The 17,132-nt window shown below is 69.4% G+C and carries 19 protein-coding genes; 8 read left to right on the plus strand and 11 right to left on the minus strand.

Going from position 1 to position 17,132, the window contains the following annotated elements:
• Positions 1–958 (minus strand): HWE histidine kinase domain-containing protein (locus tag COGEMETH_RS11085; protein WP_238182623.1); only part of this gene is annotated, 958 nt, incomplete at its 3' end.
• Between the two features lie 289 nt (positions 959–1,247).
• Positions 1,248–2,879: an ABC1 kinase family protein gene (locus COGEMETH_RS11090; protein ID WP_238182624.1), complete on the minus strand. Its 1,632-nt coding sequence runs from the start codon at positions 2,877–2,879 to the stop codon at positions 1,248–1,250.
• A 203-nt stretch (positions 2,880–3,082) separates the two neighbouring features.
• Here COGEMETH_RS11090 and COGEMETH_RS11095 point away from each other — a divergent pair, with 203 nt between their 5' ends.
• On the plus strand, positions 3,083–3,436 hold the full coding sequence (locus COGEMETH_RS11095; protein WP_238182625.1) for a DUF1428 domain-containing protein: 354 nt from the start codon (positions 3,083–3,085) through the stop codon (positions 3,434–3,436).
• A 74-nt stretch (positions 3,437–3,510) separates the two neighbouring features.
• Here COGEMETH_RS11095 and COGEMETH_RS11100 read toward each other — a convergent pair whose 3' ends face one another.
• On the minus strand, positions 3,511–3,762 hold the full coding sequence (locus tag COGEMETH_RS11100; protein ID WP_373875348.1) for a hypothetical protein: 252 nt from the start codon (positions 3,760–3,762) through the stop codon (positions 3,511–3,513).
• A gap of 203 nt (positions 3,763–3,965) precedes the next feature.
• On the opposite strand from COGEMETH_RS11100, the gene COGEMETH_RS11105 reads away from it, so the two are divergent.
• The 4 genes from COGEMETH_RS11105 to COGEMETH_RS11120 all read left to right on the plus strand — a co-directional run bounded on the left by COGEMETH_RS11105 (position 3,966) and on the right by COGEMETH_RS11120 (position 7,263).
• A complete protein-coding gene (locus COGEMETH_RS11105) occupies positions 3,966–4,295 on the plus strand; it encodes a type II toxin-antitoxin system PrlF family antitoxin (protein WP_238182626.1) in 330 nt (109 codons plus the stop codon).
• A gap of 3 nt (positions 4,296–4,298) precedes the next feature.
• The gene (locus COGEMETH_RS11110; protein ID WP_238182627.1) at positions 4,299–4,781 is read left to right on the plus strand and encodes a type II toxin-antitoxin system YhaV family toxin; all 483 of its coding nucleotides are present in this window, start codon (positions 4,299–4,301) and stop codon (positions 4,779–4,781) included.
• A 135-nt stretch (positions 4,782–4,916) separates the two neighbouring features.
• Positions 4,917–6,197 carry an O-acetylhomoserine aminocarboxypropyltransferase gene (locus COGEMETH_RS11115; protein ID WP_238182628.1) on the plus strand — a complete coding sequence of 427 codons (1,281 nt, stop codon included), beginning with the start codon at positions 4,917–4,919 and terminating at the stop codon, positions 6,195–6,197.
• A 151-nt stretch (positions 6,198–6,348) separates the two neighbouring features.
• A complete protein-coding gene (locus COGEMETH_RS11120; RefSeq protein ID WP_238182629.1) occupies positions 6,349–7,263 on the plus strand; it encodes a manganese catalase family protein in 915 nt (304 codons plus the stop codon).
• 60 nt (positions 7,264–7,323) lie between these two features.
• On the opposite strand, the gene COGEMETH_RS11125 is transcribed toward COGEMETH_RS11120, so the two are convergent.
• The 5 genes from COGEMETH_RS11125 to COGEMETH_RS11145 form a co-directional block, all read right to left on the minus strand.
• On the minus strand, positions 7,324–7,782 hold the full coding sequence (locus tag COGEMETH_RS11125) for a YidB family protein (protein ID WP_238182630.1): 459 nt from the start codon (positions 7,780–7,782) through the stop codon (positions 7,324–7,326).
• A gap of 117 nt (positions 7,783–7,899) precedes the next feature.
• Positions 7,900–8,703 carry an ABC transporter ATP-binding protein gene (locus COGEMETH_RS11130; protein WP_238182631.1) on the minus strand — a complete coding sequence of 268 codons (804 nt, stop codon included), beginning with the start codon at positions 8,701–8,703 and terminating at the stop codon, positions 7,900–7,902.
• Positions 8,704–8,714: 11 nt separating this feature from the next.
• Entirely contained in the window at positions 8,715–9,596 is an 882-nt protein-coding gene (gene ntrB, locus COGEMETH_RS11135; protein ID WP_238182632.1) for a nitrate ABC transporter permease, read from the minus strand.
• Entirely contained in the window at positions 9,596–10,918 is a 1,323-nt protein-coding gene (locus COGEMETH_RS11140) for a CmpA/NrtA family ABC transporter substrate-binding protein (protein ID WP_238182633.1), read from the minus strand. The genes ntrB and COGEMETH_RS11140 overlap by 1 nt, the downstream gene beginning before the upstream one ends.
• 500 nt (positions 10,919–11,418) lie before the next feature.
• Entirely contained in the window at positions 11,419–11,796 is a 378-nt protein-coding gene (locus tag COGEMETH_RS11145) for a 4a-hydroxytetrahydrobiopterin dehydratase (RefSeq protein WP_238182641.1), read from the minus strand.
• A 185-nt stretch (positions 11,797–11,981) separates the two neighbouring features.
• Here COGEMETH_RS11145 and COGEMETH_RS11150 point away from each other — a divergent pair, with 185 nt between their 5' ends.
• From COGEMETH_RS11150 to COGEMETH_RS11160, 3 genes are read left to right on the plus strand one after another with little or no spacing between them, the layout of a single operon-like run.
• Positions 11,982–12,962, plus strand: a complete 981-nt coding sequence (locus COGEMETH_RS11150) for an ABC transporter substrate-binding protein (protein WP_238182634.1) — start codon at positions 11,982–11,984, stop codon at positions 12,960–12,962.
• Between the two features lie 29 nt (positions 12,963–12,991).
• Positions 12,992–13,729, plus strand: a complete 738-nt coding sequence (locus tag COGEMETH_RS11155; protein WP_238182635.1) for an ABC transporter permease — start codon at positions 12,992–12,994, stop codon at positions 13,727–13,729.
• Positions 13,710–14,456 carry an ABC transporter ATP-binding protein gene (locus COGEMETH_RS11160; protein ID WP_238182636.1) on the plus strand — a complete coding sequence of 249 codons (747 nt, stop codon included), beginning with the start codon at positions 13,710–13,712 and terminating at the stop codon, positions 14,454–14,456. The genes COGEMETH_RS11155 and COGEMETH_RS11160 overlap by 20 nt, the downstream gene beginning before the upstream one ends.
• Positions 14,457–14,466: 10 nt before the next feature.
• Here the strand turns inward: COGEMETH_RS11160 and COGEMETH_RS11165 are convergent, their stop codons facing one another.
• The 3 genes from COGEMETH_RS11165 to COGEMETH_RS11175 all read right to left on the minus strand — a co-directional run bounded on the left by COGEMETH_RS11165 (position 14,467) and on the right by COGEMETH_RS11175 (position 16,951).
• Complete coding sequence (locus COGEMETH_RS11165; RefSeq protein ID WP_238182637.1) at positions 14,467–16,056, minus strand: cytochrome c; 1,590 nt, start codon at positions 16,054–16,056, stop codon at positions 14,467–14,469.
• A gap of 93 nt (positions 16,057–16,149) precedes the next feature.
• The gene (locus COGEMETH_RS11170) at positions 16,150–16,449 is read right to left on the minus strand and encodes a hypothetical protein (protein WP_238182638.1); all 300 of its coding nucleotides are present in this window, start codon (positions 16,447–16,449) and stop codon (positions 16,150–16,152) included.
• A gap of 4 nt (positions 16,450–16,453) precedes the next feature.
• Complete coding sequence (locus COGEMETH_RS11175; RefSeq protein WP_238182639.1) at positions 16,454–16,951, minus strand: TspO/MBR family protein; 498 nt, start codon at positions 16,949–16,951, stop codon at positions 16,454–16,456.
• Positions 16,952–17,132 lie beyond the last annotated feature (181 nt).

A 17,132-nucleotide genomic window follows, 5' to 3' on the forward strand; every position in this document is an offset into this window, starting at 1 on the left:
CGTGCAGCATCAGCGCCAGCGTCATGGCGGGCCGGGGGCCCAGCGTCACGTCCGGCCCCACTACCCGAAAACGGCCCGGCGCGCCGTCGCCGTGCAGCGCCACCGCCCCGGCGACGAGGCCGGAGAGCGAGGCGCTGGCCCAGGAGCCCTGCATCAGCACGTCGTGGGCCTGCGCCAGCGCCACCAGCCGCGCGCCCAGGGCCTCGCCGGCGGCCTCCAGGGAGACGGCGTTGCGCAGGGTCTGCGCGGCCACCGCCTGCACCATGGCGAGCGTGTTCTTCACCCGGTGGGCCAGTTCCTGCATCAGCAGGGTCTGGCGGTCCTCGGTCTGCTTCAGCTCCGTGATGTCGCGCGAGACGGCCAGGATGCGCTCGGGGCGCCCGTCGGCGCCGTTGATCGGCGTCACCGCGATGTCCCACCAGGTCGCGGGGCCGCCACTCACGTCCAGCATCGCCTGGAAGCGGCAGGGCATGCCGACGCGGGCCTGGACCAGGGCGTGCAGGACGCGGGCGCGGCTGTCCGCGCAGGACCAGAACTCCGCCCAGGGGCGCCCGACCAGCCCGGCGAAGTTGGGCACACCGAACACCGCCGGCCCGGTCTCGCTCACGGTGATGAGCCGCCCGTCGAGGTCGAGCATCTTCACGCAATCGGTGGTGGTCCACAGGATGCGGCGGTTGAACTCCTCGCTCGCGAGCAACTGGGCGTTCAGTTCCTCGACGATGGCCAAGCGCGCGGCCCGCTCCGAGGCCTCGGCCCGCATCCGCGCGGCTTCCGCGCCGACGCGCTCGGCCTCGACGCGGCTGGCGCTGCGCTCCGAGGCGACGATGCGCCCCAGGCGCCCGTTGCGCTCCAGCTCGGTCTCGGCCTGGCGGCTCGCCTGCATCAGCAGGGCACGCAGGTGTTTGTTCTCGGCTTCGAGGGAGGCCATGCGCCGCTCGACCGCACGATCCTCCGACAAGATCCCTGCATCCATGACACCCCCCACAGCGTCGGACCGTGCGCGCAGCGGTCGATCCGCAGGTGCGCACGAGGACGCATCGACCCGCCGAGGCGAGACGTGGCGACACGATGTCGATGCCGGGAGGGCCGGCGGCTTACGCCGCTTCTAGCCCTGCTCCCGACCCGCATCTTCGCGATTCGAAGGGTGTAAACAGGCTAGCACGCCGCTTCCGACTTGCAAGCTATGTTTGCATTCGCCTAGCCGGGTTTCGACACGAGACCTTGAGTAGCGTATACAAGCGTCGTTATCATTTGTTACGCCCGAGCAGCACCAGCCAGCCGACGCCCAGGACGAAGACGATCAGACCGATCGTGACGAAGACGGGGGTGCCGAGGTCGATCAGGCGCGGGGCGAGCTGGGTGGCGAAGGCGGCCACCACCAGGGCGACGGCCACGCGGGCGGCGGCGCGCTCGATGCCGCGGGTGACCTTGTCGAGGCCCTTCACCTCGATCTCGACCGTGACCTTGCCCTGCTTCAGCCGCACCAGCATCAGGTGGATCAGGGTCGGCAGCTCCGAGGCCGCCCCGTAGAGGCCCACGCCCAGCGCCTCGGCCTTCTGCTTCAGGCCGTCGAGCGAGAACTGCGTCTTCATGCTGGCCCGCACCGTGGGGCCGGCGGCCGCGAACAGGTCGAAGTTCGGGTCGAGGTGGCGCATCACCCCGTCGGCGGTCACCAGCCCCTTGAACAGGATGGCGAGGTCGGTGGGCATGGCGAGGTCGTTCTCGCGGGCCATGGTCATGAAGTCGGTGAGCACCAGCCCGAGGTTGAGGGGGATGGAGGAATGGCTCTCGACGAAGGCCTGGGCCGACATCTGGAGCTTGGTCATGTCCGGGTTGCTGGTGCCGGTCCAGTCGAGCAGCACCGCCATCAGCCCGTCCGCATCCTGCTTCAGCATGGCGCCGATCAGGATCAGGAGCTGGCTGCGCCGCCGCTGGGACAGGCGGCCGATGATGCCGAAATCGATGAAGCCGATGCGGTTGTCCGACATCGCCAGCATGTTGCCGGGGTGGGGGTCGGCATGGAACACGCCCTCGATCAGGGCCATCTGCAGGAAGGCGTCGGTGCCCTTCTGGGCCAGCAGCTTCTTGTCGACGCCGGCCTCCTTCAGCCGCACCTCGTCGTTGGGGGGGATGCCGTGGATGAAGTCCTGCACCAGAACCCGCTCGGAGCACCATTCCCAGTGGATCTTGGGGAAGACGATGTCGTCGCGCCCCTCGAAGATCGCGGCGAGAAGCTCGCAGTTGCGGGCCTCGTTGAGGAGGTCCAACTCCCCGTTCAACCCTTCCGCGAGGTGGCGCATCTGCTCGCGGGGCTGGTAGCGGGCCATGTCCGGCCACTCGGTCTCGACGATGCGGGCGCCGTGCGCCATCAGGCGCAGGTCCGCCTCGATGATCTTGCGCAGGTTCGGCCGCAGCACCTTGACGATCACGTCCTCGCCGGTGTGCAGCCGCGCCCGGTAGACCTGGGCGATCGAGGCCGAGGCGATGGGCTCGAGGTTGAACTCGGCGAAGACCTCCTGGGGCGGGGCGCCGAGGTCGGCCTCGAGCTGCGGGCCGATCTGCTCCCATGGCACCGGCGAGACCTGGCTGTGGAGCTTGGCCAGCTCCTCGGTCCAGATCGGCGAGAGCAGGTCCGGGCGGCTGGCCAGCACCTGCCCGAACTTGATGAAGGTCGGCCCCAAGGCCTCGATGGCCCGGCGCAGGCGCTCCGGCTCGGAGAGCCGGGTCACGTCCACCTTCGGCTTGCGGCGCGGGATCAGGGGCAGGTAGCGCAGCCCGAGGCGGTCCACGACCCGGTTGACACCGAAGCCGATCAGGATCGTGGCGATCTCGGACAGGCGCTGGCGGTCGCGCGCGGCAACGAAGGCGGTCTTCAGCATCGAGGAGTTCGTGTCCGGGCGGCGGGTGCGGCCTCCCGCACAGCACGAGCATCGGGACTTTTTTAGGGTGGCGGCCGGCCCGCGGCCGCGCGGGCGTCTCCACGCCAGGGAACCGGCGCCCGAAAAAAAACTCGGGCCCGGTGTCGGTAGCCGAGGGCCCCGCCCGTCCTCGGGAGGCCGAACGGAGATCAGGGAGACAAGGAATGTCCTACGTCGACGGCTTCATCGTCCCGGTGCCCAGGGACAAGCTCGACGCCTACAAGGCGCTGGCCGCCAAGGCCGGTGCGCTGTGGAAGGAGCACGGAGCGCTGGCCTTCGTGGAATGCGTCGGCGACGACGTGCCCTACGGCAAGCGCACCTCGTTCCCCCGCGCCGTCGAGGCGGGGGAGGACGAGGTCGTGGTCTTCTCCTGGATCGTCTACGCCTCGCGGGAGGACCGCGACGCGGTCAACGCCCGCGTCATGGCCGATCCGCGCCTGGAGACGGACCCGGCCAGGATGCCCTTCGACGGCAAGCGCATGATCTTCGGAGGATTTCGAGCCTTCCTGGAACTGTAGGTTTTCGGCGTGCCGGCGCGGGGGCGTGGCTCGGCCGATGGGGGCGTCCCGCTAGCGCAGGGCGCCCCGTCCTCTCACAGCCGCAGCTCGACCCGGTCGGGCGAAACACTCACGGCGTCGGCGCGATGGCCGGTCTCGTACGCGGCGAAGTGCACCGCCGCATCGCGGCTGCGGAACAAGCCGCCGGCGCGCCCGTGGACCTCGACGGCGACCCAGCGTCCTGCGTGATCCTGGCCGACGATGAACCGGGCCGCGCCCCCCGCCGGAGCTTCGGCGTGAATGGCGGCGACGTGGAGGATGGGTGGCATCGTGGTGACCGGGTTCACGCGGTCCGCGACGGGACCGCAAGACCAAGGTCGGCCAAGACGCGTTAGGATTCGAGAGGGAAGGGTGGCCGGACTCATGAGTGGGTCGTGAGGATCGACCACGCGCGAGGGCCGACGCCACCGGAAAGCCTCCCTTCGCAAGCCATTGCCCTGCCAGTCCCTGCGAGGCAAGGAATAATCCTTACCTATGCATGGAGGAGTCCATGGCCGCGACCCTTGTCCGCGAACGCAGCAGGATCACCGCGAAGGGTCAGACGACGGTTCCCAAGGCCGTACGGCAGGCGCTCGGCGTGAGCTACGGCGGTGAAATCACCTACGTCGTGGACGAGGGCGGCCGTGTGAGCCTCCTCGGTACCGACGACGAGGCCGATCCGGTGATCGATGGGTTCCTGACGTTCCTCGCGCAGGACATGACCCGCAATCCGTCGCGCATCACGGCTTTCCCCGCCGGTCTCGCGGAGCGCATGGCTGCGCTCACGACCGGGATGACCGTCGATCTCGACGAGGAGATCGACGGAGGCGTGACGCTTTGAGCCATGGTCGTCGACGGCTGGACGATCCTCGGTCATCCCCTGCTGCTCGATCAGCTTGGAAGGCTTACGAGTGCCGTCGAGGCGGCCAAGGCGGCCGATCCGGAGGACTACCGGAGCACGGCACGCGCGAAGCTCCTGGCGATGCTCCGCAAGCTGCTGTTCGAGACCATTCCAGCCGACCCGACCCGTAAGGAGTATCGACAGGCCCATACGCCCGGCAAGGCCCGGAAACACTGGTTCCGGGTCAAATTCGGCAATGGCCGGTTCCGCCTCTTCTTCCGCTTCGACAGCAAAACCAAGATCGTCATCTTCGCCTGGGTCAATGACGGGAACACGTTGGGGACCTACGGCTCCAGGACGGACGCCTATTCCGTGTTCAAGGGGATGCTCGATAAAGGCAACCCGCCCGACGACTGGGAGGCGTTGCACGCTGCGGCCTCTGCAGAGCCGGTCGTCAAACGGTTGGACGAGGCCAAGCCCAAGTAGGGGCCGGCATTCCACGCTTGGTACCGGGGCAGGGGCCGCATCCTTCAGGGACAAGCTCCTCCACGACCCGCCTTGCGCCCCCTCCGCGGCCGGGCGTAAACCGCCTGCCACGGCTGTAGGCCGAGGAGCGATACGATGACCGACCGCCTGCCCGGCTTCAACACCCTCGCGATCCACGCAGGCGCCTCGCCGGACCCGACCACCGGCGCGCGGGCGACGCCGATCTACCAGACCACGAGCTTCGTGTTCGACGACGTGGACCACGCCGCCTCGCTGTTCGGGCTCCAGGCCTTCGGCAACATCTACTCGCGCATCACCAACCCGACCAACGCCGTGCTGGAGGAGCGCATCGCCGCCCTCGAAGGCGGCACCGCGGCGGTGGCGGTGGCCTCGGGGCATGCGGCCGAGTTCCTAACCATGCATGCCCTGATGCAGCCGGGCGACGAGTTCATCGCGGCCAACAAGCTCTACGGCGGCTCGATCAACCAGTTCAACCATTCCTACAAGAACTTCGGCTGGTCGGTGGTCTGGGCCGACACCGACGACCCGGCCTCCTTCGAGGCCGCGATCACCCCCCGCACCAAGGCGATTTTTTGCGAGTCCATCGCCAATCCCGGCGGCGTCATCACCGATATCCGCGCCCTCGCCGACATCGCGAAAAAGCACAACATCCCGCTCATCGTCGACAACACCATGGCGACGCCGTACCTGATCCGGCCCTTCGAGCACGGGGCCGACATCGTGGTGCACTCGGCCACGAAGTTCTTAGGGGGCCACGGCAACTCGATCGGTGGGCTCGTGGTGGATGGCGGCTCGTTCAACTGGGTCGGCGACCAGCGCTACCCGATGATGAGCCAGCCGCGGCCGGAATATTCCGGCATGGTGCTGGCCGAGACCTTCGGCAATTTCGGCTTCGCCATCGCGATCCGGGTGCTGGGCCTGCGCGACCTCGGGCCGGCGCTCTCGCCCTTCAACGCCTTCCTGATCCTCAACGGCATCGAGACCCTGCCCCTGCGGATGCAGCGCCACTCGGACAACGCCCTCACGGTCGCCACGCACCTGGCCGCCCACGAGGCCGTGTCCTGGGTGAGCTATCCGGGCTTGGAGAGCGACCGCTACCACCAGCTCGCCAAGCGCTACACGCCGCTGGGTGCCGGCGCCGTCTTCACCTTCGGCCTCAAGGGCGGCTACGAGGCGGGCGTCAGGCTGGTCTCGAACCTGGAGCTGTTCTCGCACTTGGCCAACATCGGCGACACCCGCTCGCTCGTCATCCACCCGGCCTCGACCACCCACCGCCAGCTCACCGACGCGCAGAAGACCGCCGCCGGCGCCGGGCCGGAGGTGGTCCGCCTCTCGATCGGCCTGGAGGACACGGCGGACCTGATCGATGACCTCGACGCGGCCCTGAAGGCCTGAGGCGGACGGGCGGGCGTCTACCGCGCCTGCCCGCGTAAGCCTCGGACGGCGTCCGGCAACCGGCCCGCGGCTATCGGTCCGGACGCAGGAACAGGCCGGCCCGAGGCCGGTAGGTCCCTCAGGTGCCCGTCACCTGAGAGGATTTCCAGACATGTTCATGCGCATCGATCGGCTTCAGGCCGAACTGCCCCAGCCCAAGCGGCCCGACCCGAACGCGGCGGCTGCCTTGCAGGAGCTGCTCGGCGGCAAGTACGGCGAGATGTCGACGCTCGGCAACTACATGTTCCAGAGCTTCAACTTCCGCAACAAGACCAAGCTGCGGCCGTTCTACAGCCTCGTCTCCAGCATCTTCGCCGAGGAACTCGGCCATGTCGAGCTGGTCTCGACCGGCATCGCCATGCTCAACAACGGCCCCGGCGACGACACCGAGAACGTCGACGTCTCCAAGGCGCCGTTCCACGACATGCAGGACGTGCGGCTGGCCGGCAGCTTCCTGTCGAACGGCGGCGGCGCGATGCCGATGAACTCCAACGCCGCGTCCTGGAACATGGACATGGTGACGACCACGGGTAACCTGATCATCGATCTGCTGCACAACTTCCACCTGGAATGCGGCGCCCGCATCCACAAGCTGCGCGTCTACGAGACCCTGAAGGACCCGACCGGCCGCGAGGTCTGCGGCTACCTGCTGGTGCGCGGCTCGGTCCACGCCCACGCCTATGCGCTCGCCCTGAAGAAGCTCACCGGCGTCGAGATCGAAAAAATGCTGCCGACGCCCAACATCGTCCTCGACAAGATCCCCGAGTGCCAGAAGTACCTGCAGGAGGGCAGCCACCGCCGCCTCTACAGCTTCAGTCCGGACGATTACGCCGAGGCCGCAGGCGTCTGGTCGAACGACGAGGTCGCGCTGCCGGGCGATCCGCCGGGCCAGCTGGAGATCGTGGACGGGCTGCCGGAAGGCGGCAAGATCCCCGAACTCGACGGCAATTACGGCGCCTTCGCCCCCGACTACGCCCCGCAGGAGATTTTCGAGATCGCGAGCAAGCTCTACAAGAAGAGCCGCTGACGATCGAAAGACGGCCGGTACGCCCTCGGGCGCACCGGCCGCTCCAGCATCCGGCGCCGATCAGGCCGGGATGCGGCCGTCCGGGGTGTAGCGGTCCACCGCCCCCGGCAATTCGCGCGAGAGGCGGGCGAGCAGTTCCTCCCGCGACAGGCCGGTCTTCTGCGACAGGGTCGCCAGCACGTCGGGGCCGATGGCCTGCTCCAGGTGCGGGGCGGGCAGCTCCCGGTTCGGGCCCTGGTTCACCCAGGACGAGGCCGCATCGCCGTGGCCCGCCTTGGTGAAGCGGTCCAAGAGTTCGCCCAGGCCGCTGTTGAGGAAGCCGCCCGCACCACCGGCAGCGGCGCCCCCGAGCAGGCCGCCGAGGCCCCCCGGTGCGGAGGTCTGGCCACCGTCGCGGCCGGGTGCTGCGGCCGGTTCCTTGCCGCCGCCCAGCATCTCGGCGATCTTGTCCCGGTTCTGGTAGCCCGCCACCGCGAGCAGGCCCAGAAGCGCGGTCATGGACGGAAATCCGTCGCTCATCGTGAAACCCTCCCTCAAGCCGACGGGCGCCGGGCATCGAGGCTGTCTCGATCGCGGGGCGACATCGGACCGGGAGAGTAAGGCGGCCCGCGGCGTTCGGTTCCGCGCGCCTTCGGTTCAGGCGGCCAGCGCCGGCTTGGCGTGGCGGGCGTAGAGGAATTCCAGCACCTCGGCCCGGCAATGGACGTAGGTCTTGTCCTCCACGAGGTCGAGGCGGCGCCGGGGGCGGGCGAGCGGCACCGGCAGGATTTCGCCGATGGTGGCCGAGGGGCCGTTCGTCATCATCACGATCCGGTCGGAGAGCAGGACCGCCTCGTCCACGTCGTGGGTGATCATGATGACGGTGTTCCGCAGCCGCACCTGGATCTCCATGAGCTGGTCCTGGAGATGGGCGCGGGTGAGGGCGTCGAGCGCCCCGAAGGGCTCGTCCATCAGCAGCACGGTCGGCTCCATGGCCAGCGCCCGGGCGATGCCGACCCTCTGCTTCATCCCGCCCGAGATCTCGTTCGGCCGCTTGTCGGCGGCGTGCGTCATATTCACCAGGGCGAGGTTGTGGGCGATCCAGTCCGCCCGCTCGGCCCTGGACTTCTTCTTGGCCAGCACCTTGTCGACGGCCAGAGCCACGTTCTCGCGTACCGTCAGCCAGGGCAGGAGCGAGTGGTTCTGGAACACCACTGCCCGCTCGGGGCCGGGGCTCGACACTTCCTTGCCGTCGAGCAGGGTGACGCCGGTCGAGGCCTTCAGCAGGCCGGCGACGATGTTGAGCACCGTCGACTTGCCGCAGCCCGAATGCCCGATGATCGAGACGAACTCGCCCTTGGCGACCTTGAGGTTCACGTCCCGCAGCACCTCCGTGGTGATGCCGCCGCGGGTGAAGCTGATGCCGACCTGCGAGAGGTCGAGGTGGGTGGGCGTTGCCATGATGCGTCCCCTCAGGCTGCGCTGGTGCCGCGGGTGACGAGACGGCCGAGGCCGGCCACCAGGCGGTCGAGGACGAAGCCGATCACGCCGACATAGACCAGCGCGACGATGATCTCGCTGATGTGCGAGGAGTTCCAGGCGTCCCAGATGAAGAAGCCGATGCCGACGCCGCCGATCAGCATCTCGGCCGCGACGATCGCCAGCCACGACAGGCCGACGCCGATGCGCAGCCCCGTGAAGATGTAGGGGGCGGCCGCAGGCAGCATCACCTTCATGAAGAACTCGACCGGGTTCAGGCGGATCACCGCGGCCACGTTCCGGTAATCCTGCGGGATGTTGCGGATGCCCACCGCCGTGTTGATGATGATCGGCCAGATCGAGGTGATGAAGATCACGAAGATCGCCGAGGGCTGGCCGTCTCGGAAGGCGGCCAGCGACAGGGGCAGCCAAGCCAGCGGCGGGATCGTGCGCAGCACCTGGAAGATCGGATCGAGGCCGCGCATCGCCCAGTCGGACTGGCCGACCAGGGTACCCGTGAGGATGCCGACGACGGCTGCCAGCGCGAAGCCGAAGGCCACCCGCTGGAGGCTCGCCGAGATGTGCCAGAACAGCCCCTTGTCGGTGCCGCCGTTGTCGTAGAACGGGTGGGCGATGATGTCCCAGGCTTCCGTCACGACGCGCGAGGGCGGGGGCAGGCCGGCGGTGGGCCGCGAGCAGGCGACCTCCCAGAACAGCAGGAAGGCCGCCAGCACGACGAGCGGCGGGATCAGGTTGGCGGCCAAGACCTTGATACCCTTGGCCGTGACGAGGGGGCGCCGGGCCTTGACCGCGGCCGGCGCGCGCGCGGCCGTGCCGAGGGTGGCCTTGTCGGAGAGCGTCGAGCCGGCAGCCATCACGAGACCTTCTTGATGCCGAGGCTGGCGAGGTAGGCGGCGGGGTCGGCCGGATCGAAGACCTTGCCGTCGAACATCGTCTCCTTGCCCCGCGACGTGCTCGCCGGGATCGCGGCGACGCCGAGCGCCTTGGCGGCCTCCCGCCACAGGTCCTCGCGGTTGACCTTGGCGATCAGCGCCTTGGTGTCGGTCTGCGCGTCGAGCTTGCCCCAGCGCATGTCCTCGGTGAGGAACCAGAGGTCGTGGCTCTGGTAGGGATACGAGGCGTCGTCGGCCCAGAACTTCATGGTGTGGGGGCTGTTCTCGACGACGCGACCGTCGCCGTAGTCGATCGTGCCCTTCATCCGGCCGGCCACGTCCGCCACCGGGATGTTGATCCATTGGCGCTTGGCGACGATCGCGGCGAACTCGTCGCGGTTCTCCGGCTTGTCGCACCATTGTTGCGCTTCGAGCACGGCCATCAGCAGCGCCTTCGTGGCGAGCGGGTTCTTCTCCACCCAGGAGGCCCGCATCGCGAACGCCTTCTCCGGGTGGTCCTTCCAGAGTTCGCCGGTGGTGAGCGCCGAGTAGCCCAGGCCCTGCTGCACGAGCTGCGCGTTCCACGGCTCGCCGACGCAGAAGCAGTCCATCGTCCCGACCTTCATGTTCGCCACCATCTGGGGCGGGGGCACGACGATGGTCTCGATGTCCTTGTCCGGGTCGATGCCGCCGGCGGCCAGCCAGTAGCGTATCCAGAGGTCGTGGGTGCCGCCGGGGAAGGTCATGGCGGCCTTCACCGACTTGCCGGCGGCCTTCTTCCTGTCGATGGCGGCCTTGAACACCTTGGAGTCGAGTCCGACCTTCTGGTCGAGGTACTCCTTGGCGACCGAGATGCACTGGCCGTTGGTATTGAGCCGGGCCAGGATCTGCATCGGCACGGGTACGTTGTTCTGCGTCACCCGGCCGGCGGAGATCAGGTAGGGCATCGGCGTCAGGATGTGGGCGCCGTCGATGCCGTTGCCCTCCGAACCCAGGACGAGGTTGTCGCGGGTGGTGCCCCAGGAGGCCTGCTTCAGCACCTCGACGTCGGGCATGCCGTACTTGGCGAAGAGGCCCTTCTCCTTGGCGACGAAGAGCGGGCCGGCATCGGTGAGCGCGATGAAGCCGAGCTTGGCGCCCTTCACCTCCGGCCCGGCCCCTTGCGCGAAGGCGCCTCCGGGAAGTGCCAGCCGCGCCGCGGCCGTCAGCGACAGGGCGGCTGCCGCACCCTTGAGGACGCCGCGCCGGGTTCCGCCGACCGGAGGCCCGGCACCCTGGCCGTCCCTGGACTCACCGTTTCGCATCGACGCCTGATCCTCGATCTCGAACACGCCGCCATCCGCCGAACCGCATGCCGACGGAATCCGCCGGTCGCGGTCGGGCGCGAGACGGAGCGGATCACGTCAGCGGCGCTGCTGGCTGAGGGGTGCCGTCGCCATTGACGGACACGAGATCGTGAGCAGGTTTCGTGCCATGTGGCGTTGGCGCTCGGGACGCCTCGATCGCCTCTGCGGCGGCGCCTTCGCACTGCACAAAAACTGTGCGGCCTGCCTGGAATCGGAGGCTCGGCGTCGTATCGAAGGTGCGGCGCTCACCCTGATCGAATGGATCTCGTGCGGCGCGCGTCCCTCCCCCTTCTGTGGGGGAGGGTGGCCCGCGAGCTAAGTCGGGAGAGGGGAGCGACGCTTCCGGATACGGCGCTCCCCTCTCCCGACCCTCGCTGACGCGAGGCCCACGCTCCCGCGCAGTGGGGGGAGGGAAGTTCCCGCGGCGGGCAGGGCCCGCCGCCGTCGAAAACAAAAACCTACTTGTCGTACTTGATGTAGGCGAAGCGTGCGTCGGTGGGGGTGCCCTCCAGGCCGCCGCCCTCCAGGCCGGGCTGCCAGCCGACGACCTCCTCGATCTTGCGGGCGAGGGAAAAGTCCTTCTCGGTGATGCCCTTGGCGGCGTGGTTCATCAGCCGCACCTCGACCCAGGCGTAGGAGGCGGTGAGGTCCGGGTGGTGCCAGGCGGCCTCCGCCAGGTGGCCGACGGTGTTGATCACCATCAGCGTGCCCTTCCAGCTCGCGGTCTTGTAGGTGCGCCTGATCCAGCCGTCCTCCAGGCGCCACTCGGGCAGTTCCGCCTTCAGCCGGCTGACGACCGTCTCGTCGTCCAATACGCCCTCGCGCGCCTCGGCCATCCCCATCCCCTTTTCCCGTTCGATCGATGCGCCGGAGGGTGCCCCGCCGCCGCGCCCGGCGCAAGGCGCGGGAGCCCTGTGGACGGGCCGGGCGCGACACCCTATGACCTTTGCGCAATGGCACCGCCGGGCTACGGAATCGGTACGCCCCTGGGGCGTTCGCCACGGAACAGGGAGAAGGCGTCATGCTGTCACGGCGCGGATTGCTCGCCGCCGCGGCGCTGGTGCCCCTGAGCGGGCGGGCGCGGGCCGAGGGCCCGACGATCCGGCTCGGCAGCCTGCCCTTCGGCACGGCCGCCTGGGAGGCGGCGGTGATCAAGGCCCGCGGCCTCGACACGGCCAACGGCTTCAGCCTTGAAGTCGTCAAGCTCGCCGGCAACGACGCGGCGCGGATCTCGTTCATGGGCGGGCAGGTGGACGCCATCATCGGCGACCTGCTCTGGGCGGCCCGCCTCGGCAACGAGGGGCGGGCGGTGCGCTTCATCCCGTATTCCACCACCGAGGGCGCGGTGATGGTGCGGACCGACAGCCCGATCAAAAGCCTGAAGGACCTCGTCGGCAAGCGCCTCGGCGTCGCCGGTGGCCCGCTGGACAAGAACTGGCTGCTGCTCAAGGCCCAGGCGCGGGACGCCGCCGACATCGACCTGGAGACCCGGGCCGAGATCGCCTACGGCGCGCCGCCGCTCATCACACTGAAGCTGGAGCAGGGGGCGCTCGACGCCGCCCTGACCTACTGGACCTACTGCGCCCGGCTGGAGGCCAAGGGCTTCCGCAAGCTGATCGGCGCCGACGACATCATGCGCGCCTTCGGCGCGACGGGGCAGGTGGCGCTGATCGGCTACCTGTTCGACGGCACCACCGTGGCGGCCAAGCCCGAGGCGGTGGCCGGCTTCGCGCGGGCCTCGCGGGCGGCCAAGGACATGCTGGCCACCGACGCGTCGGCCTGGGAGATCGTGCGCCCGCTGATGACGGCGGAGGACGAGCCCACCTTCGAGGCGCTCAAGCGCGAGTTCCTGGCCGGCATCCCGCGCCGGACGATCCAGGCTGAGCGCAGCGACGGCGAGCGCCTCTACGCGGTGATGGCGCGCCTCGGCGGCGAGCGCCTCGTCGGCTCCGGCGCCACGCTGCCGCCGGACCTCTACTTCGACGGGACGAAGCATGGCTGAGCCGCGCCCGCGGACCTGCACCTAGCCGCATGGGCCTCCTCACCCGTCTCGCCTCGATGCTCGTGCTGCTGGCGGCCTGGCAGGCGGCGGCGCACGCCGCGGGCTCCCGCCTGCTGCCGGCGCCGCTCGCCGTGGCGCGGTTCGTCGTGGAGGAGGCGGGCCGCGGCGACCTGTTCCACAACGTCGGGGTGACGCTGGCCCGCGTCGGGATCTCCTTCGTCCTGGCGATGGTGCTCGGCGTGATGCTGGGCGTGGCGCTCGGCCGCTCGCGGGCGGCCAACCTGGCGCTGGATACCCCGCTCCTGGTGCTGCTCAACACTCCGGCCCTGGTCATCACCGTGCTGGCCTACATCTGGGTCGGCCTCAACGAATCGGCCGCGATCCTTGCCGTGGTGCTCAACAAGCTGCCCAACGTCGCCGTGATCCTGCGGGAGGGCGCCCGCAACCTCGATCCCGGCCTGGAGGAGATGGCCCGGACCTACCGCTTCGACCGGCGCACCTGGATCGCGCACGTGCTGGTGCCGCAGCTCCAGCCCTACGCGGTGGCCGCGGCCCGCTCGGGCCTGTCGCTGGCCTGGAAGATCGTGCTGGTGATCGAGCTGCTCGGGCGGCCGGACGGAGTGGGATTCGCCATCAACTTCTACTTCGTCCAGAGCACGAACGTGGCCGCCATCGTCGGCTACAGCATCGTGTTCATGAGCGTGATGATCGCCATCGACATCCTCCTCTTGCAGCGGCTCGAAGCCCATGTCCGCCGCTGGCGCTGAGCCCGTCCTCACGGCCACGATCGTCCGCAAGGTCTACCACCCGGCCTCCGCCGAGCCGGTGGAGGCCGTGCGCGACCTCGCCTTCAGCGTGGAGCAAGGCGAGATCGTCTGCCTGATCGGCCCCTCGGGGGCGGGCAAGACCACGACTTTGCGCATCCTGCTCGGGCTCGACCCCGACTACGAGGGCAGCATCGTGCCGGCACCCGGCGCGGGCGGCGGGCCGGGCATGGTGTTCCAGGAGCCCCGCCTGCTTCCCTGGCGCACCGTGGAGCAGAACGTGCGGCTGGCCATGCCGCGCGAGCGCCGGGGCAAGGACCTCGACGGCCTGTTCGCGCATCTCGGCCTCAGCCCCTGGCGCGGGCGCTATCCGGGGGCGCTGTCGTTGGGAATGCAGCGCCGGGTGGCGCTCGCCCGCGCGCTCGCCAACGACCCGCGGCTGCTCGTCCTCGACGAGCCCTTCGTGTCCCTGGACGATGCGGCCGCCGCCTCCCTCCGGGGCCTCGTGGTCGACACCGTGGACCGCCTCGGCATGAGCGTGCTGATGGTCACGCATAACGTCACCGAGGCCATCGCGGTCGCCGACCGCCTGCTGCTGCTCTCGGGCCGCCCGGCGAGCCTCGTGGCCGCCGTGCCCCTCGACCGGCCGCGGCCGAACCGCGACCGCGCCTGGGCGGATGCGACCCGGCGGGACCTGGCCGGCCGCTATCCCGGCGTGATCGCGGACTGAGCCTAAGAGCTCAGTTCCGGGCCGGGGCCATGTTCGTGGCCGGCGGCTGGCCGGGCACGGCGGTGGCCTGCTTCTCCGGGTGCTTCACCTGGCTGTAGGCGACGTTGGAGAAGGTGCCGATCACGGTGGACCAGCCGGGCTTGCCGTAGCGGTCGTCCTCCTTGCCGACCTTGCAGAAGGCGCTCGTCAGGCCGTTGACGATGGCGTCGTCGCCGGCCCCGGTGTTGTCCGCCTTCACCTGCGTGACGATGGCGTTGAGCACCGGCACGAAGTCCTGCTGCTTCAGACCCTTGAGCTTCTCGGCGGCGCCGGCCTTGTCGATCGCCGCCTTCAGGGCCTCCTGCGGAATCTCGGCGCAGGGCGCCGTGCCCGAGAGCATGGTCCTGGTGGCGGCCCGCGCGTCCGAGGCGGCATCCCCGCTGATCACCGGCGCGGTGTTGCCCCATGAATTGCGGACGTAATCGGTGACGTTGCGGACCTCTACGTCGGTCATCTCCTGGCCGATGGCGGGCATCGGCGCGTAGCCGTTCTGGGCCGTGAGGCCGCCGTAGATCACGCGCAGGACCGTCTCCGGGCCCTTGGCCTGGACGGAGGTGTTGCCGGCCAGCGCCGGGATCGCGCCCTCGACGCCCTTGCCGTCCGGCCGGTGGCAGGAGGAGCAGTAGGTGAGGTAGGTGGCCGCCCCCGGCGCGCCGGCCTGGTTGAAGGCCTGGAGGTCCTTCTCCTTGTAGGTCTGCTTGGCCGGGACCGTGCGCAGGTAGGCGACCATCGCCTTGAGGTCGGCCTCCGTCATCTTCGAGAGGGATTCTTCGATGGTCTGGCGCATCGGGCCGGCGGCCACGCCCGGCCGGTCGCCCGGCGCCGTGCCGGTCTTGAGGTAGGCCACCACCTCCTCGTCCTTCCAGGCGCCGATGCCCTGGTGCCCGTCCGGCGTGATGTTGGGGGCGTACCAGCCGTCGATGACGCCGCCGCCCATCTTGCCGGCGAGCCCGGAATTGCCGACGAGCTTGCGCTCGTTGTGGCACATGCCGCAATGGCCCAGGCCCTCGACCAGGTAGCCGCCGCGGTTCACCTCCGCGCTGGCGTTCGGATCGGGCTTGAAGCGCTCCTCCGTGAAGAACGCGGTGCGCCAGGTGATGAGCGCGGTGCGGACGTTGAAGGGGAAGGGGATGTCGTTGGGCTGCTTCTTCTCGCTCACCGGCGGCAGGGACTTGAGGTAGGCGAAGATCGCCTTGGTGTCCTCGTCCGAGACCTTGGTGTACCAGCCGAAGGGGAAGGCGGGGTAGAGATACTCGCCCTCGTCGCCGATGCCGTGGCGGAACGCCTTCTCGAAGGTCTCGTAGGACCACTTGCCCAGGCCCGTCTCGTCGTCGGGCGTGAGGTTGGGGGTCATGATCGTGCCGATGGGCGTGTTCAGCGCGTAGTTGCCGGCAAACGGCTTGCCGCCCGGGGCCGTGTGGCAGGCCACGCAATCGCCTGCGGTGACGAGGTACTGGCCGCGCTTGATCAGGTCCGCATCCTGAGCCGCCACCCCCGTCGTGAGGAACAGCGCCCCGACCAGGGCGCCCGACGACAGGGCGAAGGCGTTGCTGCGCGGCATGGACGCGTCTCCCACGGTACAGTCGAGTTATAATCGTTCGAGGTTGTCTGCCTCGCGTGAACGCGTCGGTTTCCGTCGTTGTTCCTGCTCTGCTTAAGCCTCGTCTGCGACCAAGCGTCCCCGGCGCTCGCGTCGCAGGCGCAGGACCATCTCGGTGACGTGGGCGGCCAGCGCCGCGAGGAGCCACCCGGCCACGACCGGCCAGGGGCTCTGCGTCAGGCCCGCACGCAAGGCCAGCATCAGCGCGGCCCCGGCGGCGAGGTTGGCGAGCAACAGCACAGGGGCGGGACCACGACCCAGGACTCTTCGCACCGCCAGGAGCAGGAGGGCCTCGACGGCCACCAGGGCGAGGATCAGCTCGACGATGCGCCCGGAGGCGAACAGCTCCGCCACGGGCTCAGGCCTCCCGCAGGCGCGGGTTGAGCCGCACGATCCGGAAGTTCAGGAAGCCGGCGACGCTGACCCAGGCCAGATACGGCAGGTTCAGGAGCCCGGCCGTGGTCGAGACCCGGCCGGCGACGCCGATCAGCAGCACGATCGACAGCCACAGGAACACGATCTCGACGAGCGCCCAGTCGGGCCGGCGCATCCTGAAGAACAGCAGGCTCCAGGCGATGTTGAGGACGCCGTTGAGGGCGAAGGCGGCGAGAACCGCGGCCCGCGAGCCGGAATCTGCGTCGCCGTTCCAGGCCAGCACCGCGGAGGTCGCGGTAAGCGAGAAGATCACGGTCCAGACCGGCCCGAACGCCCAGTCCGGCGGCTTCCAGGCCGGCACGCGCAGGGCGCGATACCAGGGGTCGATGGTGGTCAGGACGGCACCCGCCACGGCCACCAGGACCGCGGCCACGGCCGCGACGAGGGGCGGCATCCAGCCTTCGCCCAACAAGACATTCATGACGACGCGCCCATGGTCCCCGGTTCCCGCCGCCGGACGGGCGTGCCGTCCTCTAGCGCACCACGCGGACGAACCCCGGTATTCCCACCCATCCCCCTCATCCTGAGGTGCGGCGTCAGCCGCCTCGAAGGAGCCCTCCAGTGGTCTCGCGATTCCTGGAGCCCTCCTTCGAGGCCCGCTG

Origin of the sequence: Methylobacterium trifolii (assembly GCF_022179685.1) — a bacterium.
Taxonomy (GTDB): domain Bacteria; phylum Pseudomonadota; class Alphaproteobacteria; order Rhizobiales; family Beijerinckiaceae; genus Methylobacterium; species Methylobacterium trifolii.

Excerpts from the sequence above, each read along its gene's own strand:
- COGEMETH_RS11115 (WP_238182628.1), top strand. The coding sequence starts at position 4,917 with ATGACCGACCGCCTGCCCGGCTTCAACACCCTCGCGATCCACGCAGGC.
- COGEMETH_RS11120 (WP_238182629.1), top strand. The coding sequence starts at position 6,349 with ATGTTCATGCGCATCGATCGGCTTCAGGCCGAACTGCCCCAGCCCAAG.
- COGEMETH_RS11095 (WP_238182625.1), top strand. The coding sequence starts at position 3,083 with ATGTCCTACGTCGACGGCTTCATCGTCCCGGTGCCCAGGGACAAGCTC.
- COGEMETH_RS11155 (WP_238182635.1), top strand. The coding sequence starts at position 12,992 with ATGGGCCTCCTCACCCGTCTCGCCTCGATGCTCGTGCTGCTGGCGGCC.
- COGEMETH_RS11160 (WP_238182636.1), top strand. The coding sequence starts at position 13,710 with ATGTCCGCCGCTGGCGCTGAGCCCGTCCTCACGGCCACGATCGTCCGC.
- COGEMETH_RS11145 (WP_238182641.1), bottom strand. The coding sequence starts at position 11,796 with ATGGCCGAGGCGCGCGAGGGCGTATTGGACGACGAGACGGTCGTCAGC.
- COGEMETH_RS11125 (WP_238182630.1), bottom strand. The coding sequence starts at position 7,782 with ATGAGCGACGGATTTCCGTCCATGACCGCGCTTCTGGGCCTGCTCGCG.
- COGEMETH_RS11110 (WP_238182627.1), top strand. The coding sequence starts at position 4,299 with ATGGTCGTCGACGGCTGGACGATCCTCGGTCATCCCCTGCTGCTCGAT.
- COGEMETH_RS11130 (WP_238182631.1), bottom strand. The coding sequence starts at position 8,703 with ATGGCAACGCCCACCCACCTCGACCTCTCGCAGGTCGGCATCAGCTTC.
- ntrB (WP_238182632.1), bottom strand. The coding sequence starts at position 9,596 with ATGGCTGCCGGCTCGACGCTCTCCGACAAGGCCACCCTCGGCACGGCC.
- COGEMETH_RS11175 (WP_238182639.1), bottom strand. The coding sequence starts at position 16,951 with ATGAATGTCTTGTTGGGCGAAGGCTGGATGCCGCCCCTCGTCGCGGCC.
- COGEMETH_RS11165 (WP_238182637.1), bottom strand. The coding sequence starts at position 16,056 with ATGCCGCGCAGCAACGCCTTCGCCCTGTCGTCGGGCGCCCTGGTCGGG.
- COGEMETH_RS11105 (WP_238182626.1), top strand. The coding sequence starts at position 3,966 with ATGGCCGCGACCCTTGTCCGCGAACGCAGCAGGATCACCGCGAAGGGT.
- COGEMETH_RS11090 (WP_238182624.1), bottom strand. The coding sequence starts at position 2,879 with ATGCTGAAGACCGCCTTCGTTGCCGCGCGCGACCGCCAGCGCCTGTCC.
- COGEMETH_RS11140 (WP_238182633.1), bottom strand. The coding sequence starts at position 10,918 with ATGCGAAACGGTGAGTCCAGGGACGGCCAGGGTGCCGGGCCTCCGGTC.
- COGEMETH_RS11150 (WP_238182634.1), top strand. The coding sequence starts at position 11,982 with ATGCTGTCACGGCGCGGATTGCTCGCCGCCGCGGCGCTGGTGCCCCTG.